The 12,116-nt window shown below is 71.4% G+C and carries 13 protein-coding genes; 7 read left to right on the top strand and 6 right to left on the bottom strand.

All coding sequences use genetic code 11. The features are described from left to right. Positions 1 to 41 precede the first annotated feature (41 nt). Both RKD20_RS03275 and RKD20_RS03270 read left to right on the top strand, forming a co-directional pair. A complete protein-coding gene (locus RKD20_RS03275; RefSeq protein ID WP_424876296.1) occupies positions 42 to 659 on the top strand; it encodes a LysE/ArgO family amino acid transporter in 618 nt (205 codons plus the stop codon). 107 nt (positions 660 to 766) lie between these two features. Then, on the top strand, positions 767 to 2,080 hold the full coding sequence (locus RKD20_RS03270) for an MFS transporter (protein ID WP_424876295.1): 1,314 nt from the start codon (positions 767 to 769) through the stop codon (positions 2,078 to 2,080). Between the two features lie 176 nt (positions 2,081 to 2,256). Here RKD20_RS03270 and RKD20_RS03265 read toward each other — a convergent pair whose 3' ends face one another. The 3 genes from RKD20_RS03265 to RKD20_RS03255 all read right to left on the bottom strand — a co-directional run bounded on the left by RKD20_RS03265 (position 2,257) and on the right by RKD20_RS03255 (position 4,718). Next, positions 2,257 to 2,712: a cyclic nucleotide-binding domain-containing protein gene (locus RKD20_RS03265; RefSeq protein WP_424876294.1), complete on the bottom strand. Its 456-nt coding sequence runs from the start codon at positions 2,710 to 2,712 to the stop codon at positions 2,257 to 2,259. A gap of 258 nt (positions 2,713 to 2,970) precedes the next feature. Further along, positions 2,971 to 4,449: an aminotransferase class I/II-fold pyridoxal phosphate-dependent enzyme gene (locus RKD20_RS03260; protein ID WP_424876293.1), complete on the bottom strand. Its 1,479-nt coding sequence runs from the start codon at positions 4,447 to 4,449 to the stop codon at positions 2,971 to 2,973. Between the two features lie 59 nt (positions 4,450 to 4,508). After that, a complete protein-coding gene (locus RKD20_RS03255) occupies positions 4,509 to 4,718 on the bottom strand; it encodes a hypothetical protein (protein WP_424876292.1) in 210 nt (69 codons plus the stop codon). Between the two features lie 216 nt (positions 4,719 to 4,934). Between RKD20_RS03255 and RKD20_RS03250 the strand changes: the two genes are divergently transcribed. The 5 genes from RKD20_RS03250 (at position 4,935) to RKD20_RS03230 (ending at position 8,038) form a co-directional block, all read left to right on the top strand. Next, positions 4,935 to 5,387, top strand: a complete 453-nt coding sequence (locus RKD20_RS03250) for an ATP-binding protein (protein ID WP_424876291.1) — start codon at positions 4,935 to 4,937, stop codon at positions 5,385 to 5,387. Between the two features lie 205 nt (positions 5,388 to 5,592). Further along, the gene (locus RKD20_RS03245; RefSeq protein ID WP_424876290.1) at positions 5,593 to 6,450 is read left to right on the top strand and encodes a SigB/SigF/SigG family RNA polymerase sigma factor; all 858 of its coding nucleotides are present in this window, start codon (positions 5,593 to 5,595) and stop codon (positions 6,448 to 6,450) included. Between the two features lie 20 nt (positions 6,451 to 6,470). Continuing rightward, positions 6,471 to 6,689, top strand: coding sequence for a DUF5133 domain-containing protein (locus RKD20_RS03240; protein ID WP_020117923.1), 219 nt, complete (start codon positions 6,471 to 6,473; stop codon positions 6,687 to 6,689). Between the two features lie 55 nt (positions 6,690 to 6,744). Continuing rightward, positions 6,745 to 7,578 (top strand): DUF1206 domain-containing protein, encoded by an 834-nt coding sequence (locus RKD20_RS03235; RefSeq protein WP_424876289.1) that lies wholly within the window; start codon positions 6,745 to 6,747, stop codon positions 7,576 to 7,578. 28 nt (positions 7,579 to 7,606) lie between these two features. After that, entirely contained in the window at positions 7,607 to 8,038 is a 432-nt protein-coding gene (locus tag RKD20_RS03230; RefSeq protein ID WP_424876288.1) for a hypothetical protein, read from the top strand. A gap of 10 nt (positions 8,039 to 8,048) precedes the next feature. Here RKD20_RS03230 and RKD20_RS03225 read toward each other — a convergent pair whose 3' ends face one another. From RKD20_RS03225 to RKD20_RS03215, 3 genes are all read right to left on the bottom strand, one after another. Beyond that, a complete protein-coding gene (locus RKD20_RS03225) occupies positions 8,049 to 10,277 on the bottom strand; it encodes an FUSC family protein (RefSeq protein WP_424876287.1) in 2,229 nt (742 codons plus the stop codon). Between the two features lie 61 nt (positions 10,278 to 10,338). Further along, entirely contained in the window at positions 10,339 to 10,551 is a 213-nt protein-coding gene (locus RKD20_RS03220; protein ID WP_424876286.1) for a DUF4287 domain-containing protein, read from the bottom strand. A gap of 93 nt (positions 10,552 to 10,644) precedes the next feature. After that, on the bottom strand, positions 10,645 to 12,021 hold the full coding sequence (locus RKD20_RS03215) for an NAD(P)/FAD-dependent oxidoreductase (RefSeq protein WP_424876285.1): 1,377 nt from the start codon (positions 12,019 to 12,021) through the stop codon (positions 10,645 to 10,647). Between the last annotated feature and the right edge of the window lie 95 nt (positions 12,022 to 12,116).

The following is a 12,116-nucleotide window of genomic DNA, read 5'->3' as shown; positions in this document are numbered from 1 at the left end:
TTAGCTGTACGTGCGGTGATCGTCTCCGTACCGTCGAAGCCATGCCCGCTTCACTGTCCGCCGCTGCCGCAGGTTTCGGCACCGGTCTCTCCCTCATCGTCGCCATCGGCGCCCAGAACGCCTTCGTCCTGCGCCAGGGGATCCGCCGCGACGCCGTCCTAGCCGTCGTCGGCATCTGCGCCCTGTCCGACGCCCTCCTCATCGCTCTCGGCGTCGGTGGTGTCGGTGCCGTGGTGGTGGCCTGGCCGGGCGCGCTGAGCCTGGTCGGCTGGATCGGTGGCGGATTCCTGCTCTGCTACGGCGCCCTCGCCGCCCGCCGGGTCCTGCGGCCCGGGGAGTCGGGCCTGCGGGCGGAGGGCGAGGTGACGCGCTCCTGGAGGCGGGCGGTGCTGACCTGCCTGGCGATGACCTGGCTCAACCCGCACGTCTACCTGGACACCGTGTTCCTGCTCGGCTCGGTGGCCGCCGAGCGCGGTCCGCTGCGCTGGACCTTCGGGCTCGGTGCCGTGCTGGCCAGCCTGTGCTGGTTCGCCGCGCTCGGCTTCGGGGCTGGGCTGCTCAGCCGCTTCCTGGCCCGGCCGACCGCCTGGCGGGTGCTCGACGGACTGGTCGCCACGACGATGATCGCCATGGGCGTCATGCTCGTGGCCGGGGCGTGAAGTCCTCGAGCGGTCCACGGCTTGAGACCTCGCTTCCCGAACGCCTGGACGATGCTGCGATAGTGAACCCTGCATCCCGTTAGATGTATCGAGCAACCAGGAATCGCGTGGACACCGGCGAGAGCAGCACCGAACCCAGGAGCACCGAGCCCGGGACACCGGCCGTGGACGAGACCCCGCCATCCCGGCACGGCTGGCGTCGCTGGGCGATGGACACCCGCCCGCTGCGGATCCCGGCCTACCGCCGGCTGTGGAGCTCGACCATCGTCACGGCCGTCGGCAGCCAGCTCACCGCCGTCGCGGTGCCCAAGCAGATCTACGACATCACGGGCTCCTCGGCCTGGGTCGGCGCCGCGAGCATGGCCGGACTGCTGCCGCTGATCGTGTTCGCGCTGTGGGGCGGCGCGGTCGCCGACACCATGGACCGCCGCAAGCTGCTCCTCGTCACCAACAGCGGCATCGCCGTCACCTCGGTCCTGTTCTGGCTCCAGGCGGTCAGCGGGCTCGACTCGGTGGCCGCCCTCATGGTCCTGCTCGCGGTGCAGCAGGCGTTCTGGGGTCTGAACGCCCCCGCCCGCAACGCCTCCATCGCCCGCCTGGTCCCCGAGGGACAGCTGCCCGCCGCCAATGCCCTCGGCTCCACCGTCATGCAGACCGGGCAGGTGGTCGGCCCGCTGCTCGCGGGGGTGCTGATCCCGGTGATCGGCCTGCCGGAGCTGTATCTCATCGACGCCCTGGCGCTGTGCGTCACCGTGTGGGCGGTGTACCGGCTGCCCTCCCTGCCGCCGCTCGCGAGCGCGGTGGCGCGTCGGGCCGGTGTGCGGGAGATCGCCGAGGGCTTCCGGTACATCTCCGCGCACAAGGTGCTGCTGCTGTCCTTCCTCGCGGACATCGTCGCCATGGTCTTCGGCATGCCCCGGGCCCTGTTCCCGCAGCTCGCCTCCGAGACCTACGCGCCGTACGGCGAGGGACTCGCGCTGGGCCTGCTGTTCGCCGCGATCCCGATCGGCGCGGTGCTCGGCGGGCTGTTCTCCGGCACGTTCTCCCGGGCCCGCCGGCACGGCTGGATGGTCATCGGCGCGGTCGTGGCGTGGGGCGTGGCCATCACCGGCTTCGGACTGAGCGGCAGTTTGTGGCTCGCCGTGGTGTTCCTGGCCGCGGCCGGGGTCGCCGACATGGTCTCGATGGTCTTCCGCGGGGCGATCCTGCTCTCCGCCGCCACCGACGAGATGCGCGGCCGGATGCAGGGCGTCTTCACCGTCGTCGTGGCGGGCGGCCCCCGCCTCGCCGACGTCCTGCACGGCACCGCCGGCTCGGTCTTCGGCGCCCGCGCCGCGGTGGCCGGCGGCGGCCTCCTGGTGGTCACCGTCATGCTGACCTTGGCGTTCGCCATGCCGGCCCTGCGCCGCTACCGGATCTGAGGGCCAGGGCCTGTCCGGCGGATCAGGACGGCGGCGCGGGGGCCGATTCCGGCGGGGCGGGCCGCACCCGCTCGGGGAGTTCTCACCGATCTGCGACGCACCAGCCCCCGCTCACACCGGAGGTCTTCGCCATGATCAAGCCCTGCGGCTGTCAACAACGCTCGTGATCAATACACCTAGAGCGCCCCCCTGCGGTGCGAGCCGTACTGCTCCATGAGCTTGCCCCGGGTCGTCTCCAGACGGTGGGCGAGGATCTCGGCGACGCTGCGGACCAGGATCATGCCGAGTTGCCGATCCTCCTCGCACAGCCGGAGCACCGCCGCCGCGTCGAACTCGTAGGCGCGCACGGGACTGAAGGCCTCCGCGCCGAAGTCCCACCGGTAGGGCGGGAACAGCCAGGACCAGCCGAGCAGGTCGCCCGAGCCGAGCGCGGCGACGGTGACCTGGTGGCGCGTGGTCACCTCCTGGGTCAGAGAGACCGCTCCGGAGCGGATGACCCAGAAGCGGTCGGCCGTACCGCCCGCCTCGAAGATGTGGACGTCCTCCGGGAAGGAGACCTCCTTGGCGAGCGTCATCAGGCGCTGGCGCTGCGGCTGCGGTAGCGCGGTCAGCAGTTTTATCGCTTTGGTCATGACGCGGGGCTCCTCGCCGGCGATGGATTCCGGTGTTGTGCCTACGCCCATTTCAGCGGCTGCCGCCGTCCGGGGCACCTCGGCGGATGTGAGGATCTGCGCGGGACATGAAAAAGCCCTGGCTGGACGGGGGAGGCCAGCCAGGGCAGTCAGAGGTGATGTCGGAGGACGGTGTGTCGACCCCGTCACCACGTATGGATGAACCGTAAACCATCCATGGCGATTTCGCGCAACCGAATCCGGGGTGGGTGACCCGTTTCACTCGGCGGAGACGTTTACCACCCTGATCGTCTGCAGCTTCGCATCGGCGGGATCCGGCAGGTTCATGCCCGCGGCCAGTCCGGTCCGCAGATACCCCAGGACCGGCTCGGTCAGCAGCTCACCGGGCAGCACGGCCGGGATGCCCGGCGGGTACGGCGTGACCATCTCGGCCGCGATCCGCCCGGCGGCCTCGGCGACCGGCACGTTCTCGGCCGGGCCGAAGAACGCGTCCCGGGGCAGCATGACCTGCTCCATCCGCAGCTCGGAGGGCGGCGGAATCTCCATCCGCCCAGCCGGGGCCAACTCCGGCGCGGCCCGGGCGAGATCCCTGAGCGCCGCGAGCAACTCGTCGGTCGTCTTTTCGTCGTCGCCGTGGGTGATCTGCATCCCGATACGCCGGTGGTCATTGAGGTGGGCGTCGATGTGCCGGTGCCGGCGCAGCCAGTCCGCGGCCTGGAACCCGCTGATCCCGAGCCCTTCGAGGTCGATCACACCGGGCAGCGGGTCGAGATCGTCGGCCAGGCCGGGCCCGCAGAAGTCGTCGCGGTCGTTGACGTGTATCCCGTCGATCTCCTCGATCGCGGCACGGACCCGGGCGGCGAGACCCAGCGCCCCGCCCGTCAGCTCCTTGCCCCGCAGCGCCATCTGCCGGCGCCAGCCGTCCATGCCGGCGTACAACAGCACCGAGGGACTCGTGGTGCCCAGCAGGTCGGCCCGCGTCTTCAGCAGGTCCGGCGGGACGAGATCGCCCCGCAGATGGAAGACCGACCCCTGCTCCAGACCGCTGCCCATCTTGTGGATGCTGGTCACACAGATGTCGGCGCCCGCGTCCATGGCCCAGGACGGCAGATCGGGGTGGAAGGGCAGGTGCGCGCCCCACGCCTCGTCCACGATCAGCGGCACCGAACGGCGGTGGCACACCTCGGCGATGTCCCCGAGGGCCGCGCAACTGCCGTACGGGGTGGGGCTGGTGACCAGAGCGCCCCTCGCGTCGGGGTGGGCCTCGAAGGCCTGCTCGTACTCCGCGGCGGACGGCGGGTGCGCGAGATGACGTTCGGCGTCCCACCGCGGCTCGACCCACGCCGGCTCGATCCCGGACAGGATCAGCCCGGACACCACCGACTTGTGCGCGTCCCGCCCGATCAGCAGCTTCTCGTGCGGGCCCGCGACGGCGAGCATGGCCGCCTTCACGGACAGGGAACTCCCGCAGGTGGTGAAGAAGGTGTGGTCGGCGTGCACGGCGTCGGCCATCAGCTCCTCGGCGCGCTCCAGCACCCGCCCCCGGGTCAGCCGGTCGTCCAGACCGCCCGAGGCCAGCACGTCTCCCAGGAAGACCGCGTCGCCCAGCACCTCCCGCACCGCGGGATCGGCCCCTCGCGCCTGCTTGTGTCCCGGCGGTGCGAAGGACAGCTGTCCTCGCCGGTGGTAGTCGGCCAGGGCTTCCAGAACCGGTGCTCCGGTGTGATCCACAGTCATCGCCCCCGGGTGCCCGGCCCGGACGTCCGCCAATCGGTCCGGACCGGAACGCCCGGCCGTCAGCGGCTGCCAGGCCTGAGCACCTCGTCAAGCACCCTGGTCACCGCCTCGTAGGCCAGGGTGCGTACGGCGGCGTCCCGGGCCGCCTGGGGATCGGAGGGTTCCAGCTCGTCGCTCCGCGCCCGCCAGGACCGCTCCTCCTCCGCCGCACAGGCCCGGGCACGCTGGATTCGGCGCATCAGTTCGTCTGAGTCCACGACATCCGTCATGCAGTTCGCCTACCCAGGGAACGCGATCGAATGGCCGGGTGTCCGGCCCGAAACGGGGAGGTTTCACCCGGGGCGCAGAGGTCAGCCGATTAGTGGAGGCCTACGAAGGACGCGCACCGTACATCACGGTCACCGTGTCCGTGGGTCCGGCCGGGCCCGGCTTCTGCTTCACCGACCCGAGAACCACCAGTCGATTTACTGATCAGGAGCCACGTCATGTGCGACGAGCACAGGACCGAAGCCGCCCCCCAACTGTCCGTGGCGCGTCGGCGCGTACGACCCCAGCCGTCCAGGCCGGCCGAGGTCCGCCGGGCGGTGGAGCGGGCGGTGTCCGAACGCTGCCGCGCCACTCACACCCCGTGCGACGCCCAGGCACTCTCCGACGCGTTGCTCGTCGTGCTCGTCGCCTCGGAGCTCACCACCAACGCCATCCTGCACGGGGGCGGCATCACCGACTTCCGCGTCACCGTCGAGGGCCGGGGCGTGTGCGTCTCCGTCAGCGACCGCAGCGCCGCGCTGCCGGTCGCCAAGACCCCCGTCGACCCGCACGGCAGGTGGCGGCCCGGCGGCCACGGCTGGCCGATCGTGTGTCGGCTGGCCCGCGACGTCCGCGTGACCGACCTGCCCTCGGGCGGGAAGCGCATCACCGCCGTGGTGCCCCTGAGCTAGGGCGGCACCTGTGGGGCGACAACCGGAAAACGGAGTTTCGCCGACGGAGTTTGGGCCCCATGCAGCAGGGCAGACGCAGTTTCGTGCTTCGGACCGGAGGCGCGCCAGCGGGAGCTGTATGGCTGCTGCGGGCCCCCTTTCGGCGGTCCCGGCGTCGTTCCTCCCGCGGTCAGACCCTGAACCCGTTCTTCAGGAGCGAATCCGCATGCTCACCGACACGTCGACCAGCCGTCCCACCACCCAGGACCGTCCCTCCGCTACCGGCAGGCGGCGACACGACGACGCCCCTGACACCATGGCTCTCTTCGCCCGCCTGTCCGGGCTGGAGGACGGCCCCGAGCGCGACGCCCTGCGCGACGAACTCGTCACCGCCTGGCTGCCCATGGCCCACCGCATCGCGGGCCGGTTCCGCGACCGCGGCGAGTCCATCGAGGACCTGCGCCAGGTCGCGGCCCTAGGGCTCGTGAAGGCCATCGACCGGTTCGAACCGGAACGAGGAGCCTTCGAGAGCTACGCCGTGCCCACCATCACCGGCGAGGTCAAGCGCCACTTCCGCGACCGCATGTGGGCCCTGCGGGTGCCCCGCCGCGTGCAGGAACTGCGCAACAAGGTGCGGGTGGCCCGGCGCGAGCTCACCCAGAACCCCGGTTCCCCCGAACCGACCCCCGCCGACCTCGCCGCTCACACCGGCCTGACCGAGGAAGAGGTCACCACCGGCCTGGAGGCCCTCGAAAGCTTCAGCACGCTCTCCCTGGACGCCGAACTCTCCGCCGGCGACGACGGCTACAGCCTCGCCGACACCCTGGGCGGCCCGGACACGTCGTACGACGTCGTCGTCGACCGCGAGTCCGCCAAGGAGGGCCTGCGCCGGCTGCCCGAGCGCGAGCGCGCCATTCTCTACATGCGTTTCTTCGAGGACATGACACAAAGCCGTATCGCCGACCAGCTGGGCATCTCGCAGATGCACGTCTCCCGGCTCATCAGCCGCAGCTGCGCGCGGGTGCGCGACGAGGCGCTGGCCGACCGGTCGAGGCGGCAGGCCGACGGGTCGGCCGAGGCCTGAGAGGGCGAGGAGGGGACCAGATGCTGATACCTGACCGCACCTTCCTGCGGCGGCTCGTCCAGGAGTACGAGGCACTGCGGGCCGAGGAGTCCGCGACGGCGGCCGAACCGAGCCCGCGGGCCCGTGACCTCGCCTACACGCTCTGTGTATCCACCGGCACGCGCGACGTGCGGCTGGCCCTGGAGACGGCTCACCGTCTGCTCGCCGCCATGCCCGAACCCGCGCGACTGGCCGATTGACCGCACTCCGTGTGACCGCCCGCAAGGACGGCATGCGGACTTCCAGGAGGTCCCTATGACCACGAGCTCCACGGCGACGACTGGCCGCATCGAGGCCAGACGCGCGGCACGCGGCTCCGTCACGGAGTACGGCGCCCGCGCGGGGTTCACCGCCCGCGGAGTGATCTACCTGCTGGTCGGTGTACTGGCGCTGCAGATCGCCTTCGGCGACGGCAAGCGCCAGGCCGACCGCGGCGGCGCCCTCGCCGCCCTCGCCGACAAACCGTTCGGCTCCGTCGTCCTGTGGGCGCTGGGGATCGGTCTGGTCGGCATGGCCCTGTGGCGGCTGTCCGAGGTGGTGTTCGGTGCGGTCGGTCCCGACGGCCGCAAGGCCACGAAACGACTGCTGTCCGCCGTCCGCTGCGTCTTCTACGCGTTCGTCGCCTACTCCGTGCTGTCGTTCGCCGTCGGGTCCGGCAGCGGCGGATCGAGCGACAAGCAGTCCAAGGACGTCACCGCCCGGGTCCTGGAGTGGCCCGGCGGGCAGTGGCTGGTGGGCATCGCGGGTGTCGGGGTCGCGGTGGCCGGTGTGTGGATAGCCGCCCAGGCACTGCGCAGGTCCTTCCACGACAAGATGAAGCTCGCCCAGATGGGTCCGCGGGTCAGGAAGTTCGTCGATGTGACGGGCGTGGCCGGCGGAGTGGCACGGGGTGTGGTGTTCACCGCCGCGGGCGCGTTCGCCGTCGGGGCCGCGATCGACTACGAGCCCAAGAAGGCGAAGGGCCTCGACGACACGCTCCGCTCGTTCGCCGACACCCCGCTGGGACCGTGGCTGCTCGTCCTGGTCGCTGTCGGGCTGGTGCTGTTCGGAGTGTTCTCGTTCGCGATGGCCCGCTGGCGGCGGGTCTGAGCGGCGGGACACGGGGAACCCGGGATGCATGAACGAACCCGAGCTTCCGCCCGACGGTAGGCCCGTGGACGTCTACCTGGACCTTCTGCGCATCCGTATGGCCTCGGACGACTACGAGCTTCTGCTCAGTGTGGTCCGTCCGGTCCTGCGGGCGATCGACGAGCACCAACTGCCCGCCCTGGACTTCGCGCTGGAGGACAGCCAGCAGGACGGGCTGCCCCAGGAGATCCGCGACGAGGCCGCCCTGGTCATCGCCACCGCGGTGACCGGCCGAATGGACAACAAGGTGATCGAACTCCATGTCGATGACAGCAACCCGATCCGGGTGGTCACCGACGCGGACACGGCCTCCGACCCGGTCCGCCTCGGTGAGATCGCCGACTACATCCGCGAACGCCGTCAACTCGACGACGAGTTGCGCGGCATCGCCGAGGTGAGCGGTCTGCCCACGGATCTCTGAGCGCCGCGTCCTATCGCTTGGGCGCCGCCACCGGCACGTGCAGCGGCCGGGCCAGACCGACCACGGTCTCGTCCAGCCGCTGCACGTGCCGCAGCACGCGGTCGGTGACCCGGCCGAAGCGGGGCGTGCCGGGGACCTCGGTCTCCAGCAGCGACGCGATGCTCGGCCCGGTCTCCACCGCGGCCGCGGAGCGCTCGTCGGCGACCTTCGCGGCGATCGCCGCGATGTTGTCCCCGATGCGCCGGCCCGCCCGGCGCAGCCGGGGATCCGCCGCGATCGAGGGGTGCGTGGGCAGCAGTTCGGCCGTGGCCGCCAGCGAGCGCGCGTGGTACGCGCACGTCTCCAGGAGCGCCACGACGTAGCGGGCCGTGTCGCGCCGGGCCCGAAGGGGCGTGATCGGGTGGGTGAGCGGCTTGGTCGCCGCCCGCAGGTCGGCCAGCGCCTGGTCCAGGTCGCGCGCCTGGTCGAGCAGGTCTTCGGGGGAGCCGCCGCTGAGCTGGTCCACGGCGGCCTCGGTGACGTCGTCGAGCCGCTCCAGCACGGTGACGAGCAGATCGTTGGTACGGCGGTCCGTGCGCACCGGCAGGACGAAAGCCGCCGCGATGACCCCGCAGGCCACGCCGAGCGCGCTCTCCTCCACACGCAGCACCAGCACCGAGAGGCTGTAGGTGTGCAGCAGCGTGTAGAGCAGGCCGAGGGCCGCCGTGACGAAGAACGACATCAGGGTGTAGGAGAGCGGCGCGGTGTAGAACATCGCGAACACCAGCACCAGCACCAGGGCGAACGCCGTCCAGGTGTGCTGCCCGACCACCCCCGCCAGCACGATCCCGGCCAGCACGCCGAGGACGGTGCCCAGCAGCCGGCGGTAGCCCTTGACCAGGATCTCCCCCGTGGACGCGGTGTTGATGAACACGATCCAGCAGGTGAGCACGGCCCAGTACCAGCGCTGGCTGGAGAGGAACTCGCCGCCGACGATGGCGAGCGAGGACCCCACGGCGACCTGCACCGCGGCCCGGGTCGTGGGCCGCCCGAGCCCCGTGAGCTCCTCCTGCTCGTCGTCCTCCTCGCCGGCGTCGATGACGGCGTCCTCGGCGTCCAGTTCCTCGCGCGAGCGGGCCGTCGCGGGGGAGTCGTCCGACTCGTCCTGCGGACCGTCCAGAGCGATCCTGAGGCCGAGCACCGCGCGGGCCGCCTCGCCGATGCCCCGGAAGACGTCCTGGACGGCGGGCGGCGCGGGCGGCAGGTTCTCCTCCTCGCGGTAGCCGAGCAGCCGGTTGCGGACCTGGGACAGGGCCGTGCCGGACCTGGCGGCGGCCGGGCGCAGCACCAGCAGCCGCAGGGCCTCCAGATCGCGGCGCACCCTGTCCATCGCCTCGTCCCGGTCGGGCATCCGGCCGGCCCGCGGGGCCGGCGCCCCGGGCAGATGCAGGGTGAGGGTGTCCGCGCTCTCGGCGCTGCGGGCCGACAGCAGCAGCAGGCCGAGCCGCTCGGCGGCGATCTCGGCGTCCGCGACCCGCCGCTGCACGAGCCGTGCCGCGGCCGCGTCGGAGGTCCCCTCCTCCAGCCGCCCCTGGATCATCAGCGCCGTCTCGTGCAGCCGCGCGGTCCCCTCGCGTACGCCCTTCAGCGCCTCGTCGATCTCCTCGGGCCCGGCGTCCAGCAGCTGGAGCTGCGCGGACACCAGTTGGGCCAGCCGGACCCGGAAGGCCTCCCGAAGGCGTTCGAGGAGACCCGTAGGGGTCTCCGGCACCAGCAGGAAGCGTGCCGCCGCGCTGCCCAGGAAGGCGACGCCGAGGACGCCGTACAGCTCGGGCAGGCCCGAGACGGTGGCGCCCACGAACAGGGAGACGAAGTAGACCTGGAAGCCGATCAGGCCGAGGGCGGTGCCCCGGTCGCCGAAGCGGCGGCTGTAGACGGCGCAGAAGATCAGCGCGACGAAGAAGAGGTCACCGGCCAGCACACGGGAGCTCAGCAGCGCGCCCAGCGACAGGGAGGCCAGGGCCACCGGGAGGCCCAGGGCGAGGGTCACGGCTTGAGCGGAGCGCTGCTTCTCACGGATGGCGAAGGTCGCGACCATCGCCATGATGGCGCCCGTCACCAGATGCGGGACGCTCGCCCCCAGCAGACCGAGCACGGCCAGGGTGAGGGCGATCGCCCCCACCGTGCGCAGACCCGCGGCCAGCCGGAGCAGCCCCGGGTCCGACGCCGCGACCCGATCGCGCAGCCTCGCTGTGTTCACTCCGCCGTACTCACTCCCGTGTCATGTCATGATCCGTTCCAGCATGGCACGGCGGGGTGCGTCACTCGCCCTTGGCCTCCGCGAGGGTGTGGGCGACGAGCGCGTTGGCGTGGCCGTGTCCCAGCCCGTGCTCGGTCTTCAGCCAGGTGACCAGCTCCATGTGCCGGGTCAGCGGCGAGGAGCGGACGAGTTCCTGCCACTCGGCGATCGGGCGGCCGTACTTCTTCTCGATGGAGGGGAAGTAGCTCGCGGGGCCCTTCACGGTCTCGGCCATGGCGGTGTCCTTTCGGGGGCTGCTGTGCTGTCACTCCTACGACCGCCGGCCGGCCGGAAACCGATCGGCGGCCCGGAGTGACGTGCGCCACGCCTACTGGTCCAGCTGCCGCGCCCCCTCGACCTGCGCCCGGACCTGTTCCGGCGTCAGGTACGCGTCGGTGTACTCGAAGTCCTTGAGGGTGGCGGGCTTGCGGGCCTGGAAGCCGGTGCGGACGAAGTCGTCACCCGCGATGGCGTTGAGCGTCCAGTTCGTCGCCACGCGGACCTTGGCGACATTGGTGCGCAGCGCCGCCCAGTGGTAGCCGCGGGCCGCGAACTGGGCGGGCAGGCCGCGCAGTTCGATGCCGAGCGGCTTGGAGACGGCGTCCGTGCCGCCGAGGTCGACGACCAGGCCGAGGTCCTTGTGGACGTACGGCTTCAGTGCCTGACCCCGCAGCGTCGCGATGACGTTGTCGGCGACGACCTTGCCCTGGCGCATGGCGTGCTGGGCCGTGGGCGGGCAGATCGCGCTGTCGTCGTCCTTGGCCTTGTCGGGCACGGCGGCGGAGTCGCCGAGCGCGAAGACGCCGTCCTGGCCGGGCAGGGTCATCTCAGGGGTCACCGCGAGCCGCCCGCGGACCGTCTCGGCGCCGAGCGTGGCGATGAGCGGGCTGGCGACCACCCCGGCGGTCCAGATCAGGGTCCGGGTCGGGATCACCCGGCCGTCGGTGAAGGTGACCTCATCGGGGCCCGCCTTCTCGATGGAGACACCGAGCGACACGTCGATGCCACGCCGGCGCAGGATCTCCTGCGCGCTGCGGCCCAGCTTGTCGCCCAGCTCCGGCATCAGCTTCGGGGCGATGTCGATCAGATGCCACTTGATCAGCGACGGGTCGATGCGCGGATAGCGCTTGACCGCCGCGTGGGTGAGCTTCTGCAGACAGGCGGCGGTCTCGGTGCCGGCGTATCCGCCGCCGACGACCACGAACTGGAGCCGCGCCGCGCGCTCGGCCGGATCGTGGCTGGCATCCGCGAGGTCGAGCTGGGAGATGACGTGGTCGCGGATGTAGGCGGCCTCGGCGAGGGTCTTCATGCCGAAGGCGTGCTCGGTGAGGCCCGGGATGTCGAAGGTGCGGGTGATGCTGCCGGGAGCCAGCACGATGTAGTCGTACGGCTCGTTGACGATCTCGTCCGTGATGGTGCGGATCACGCAGACCTTGGACTTGAGGTCCACGCCGATCGCGCCGCCCGGGATGATCCGGGTGCGGTACTTCTTGCTGCGGCGCAGGGAGACGGCGATCGACTGGGGCGTCAGCACGCCGGAGGCGACCTGGGGCAGCAACGGGAGATAGAGCTGGTAGGCGAACGGCGTCACCAGGGCGACATCGGCTTCGTCCGGGGAGAGTTTCCGCTCCAGCCGGCGAACGCATTCGACTCCGGCGAAGCCGGCGCCAACCACCAGGATCCTGGGTCGTGTCACGGTGTTCATCCCTTTCTGCGGCTCCAGGCGGTTTGCCTTGAACGCCCTTCGTGTGCCCGTGCGGGCGCGACGAATGCGTCGAGGACCACCATGCCCGTCCTGGC

It is taken from the genome of Streptomyces sp. SLBN-8D4 (genome assembly GCF_049739545.1).
GTDB lineage: Bacteria > Actinomycetota > Actinomycetes > Streptomycetales > Streptomycetaceae > Streptomyces > Streptomyces canus_C.
The sequence above is the reverse complement of the archived record's forward strand: the minus strand, read 5'-3'. Positions and strand labels throughout refer to the sequence as shown.

Coding starts and splice junctions, on each gene's coding strand:
- RKD20_RS03255 (WP_424876292.1), bottom strand. CDS start 4,718: ATGACGGATGTCGTGGACTCAGACGAACTGATGCGCCGAATCCAGCGT.
- RKD20_RS03250 (WP_424876291.1), top strand. CDS start 4,935: ATGTGCGACGAGCACAGGACCGAAGCCGCCCCCCAACTGTCCGTGGCG.
- RKD20_RS03240 (WP_020117923.1), top strand. CDS start 6,471: ATGCTGATACCTGACCGCACCTTCCTGCGGCGGCTCGTCCAGGAGTAC.
- RKD20_RS03260 (WP_424876293.1), bottom strand. CDS start 4,449: ATGACTGTGGATCACACCGGAGCACCGGTTCTGGAAGCCCTGGCCGAC.
- RKD20_RS03265 (WP_424876294.1), bottom strand. CDS start 2,712: ATGACCAAAGCGATAAAACTGCTGACCGCGCTACCGCAGCCGCAGCGC.
- RKD20_RS03275 (WP_424876296.1), top strand. CDS start 42: ATGCCCGCTTCACTGTCCGCCGCTGCCGCAGGTTTCGGCACCGGTCTC.
- RKD20_RS03235 (WP_424876289.1), top strand. CDS start 6,745: ATGACCACGAGCTCCACGGCGACGACTGGCCGCATCGAGGCCAGACGC.
- RKD20_RS03220 (WP_424876286.1), bottom strand. CDS start 10,551: ATGGCCGAGACCGTGAAGGGCCCCGCGAGCTACTTCCCCTCCATCGAG.
- RKD20_RS03215 (WP_424876285.1), bottom strand. CDS start 12,021: ATGAACACCGTGACACGACCCAGGATCCTGGTGGTTGGCGCCGGCTTC.
- RKD20_RS03230 (WP_424876288.1), top strand. CDS start 7,607: ATGAACGAACCCGAGCTTCCGCCCGACGGTAGGCCCGTGGACGTCTAC.
- RKD20_RS03245 (WP_424876290.1), top strand. CDS start 5,593: ATGCTCACCGACACGTCGACCAGCCGTCCCACCACCCAGGACCGTCCC.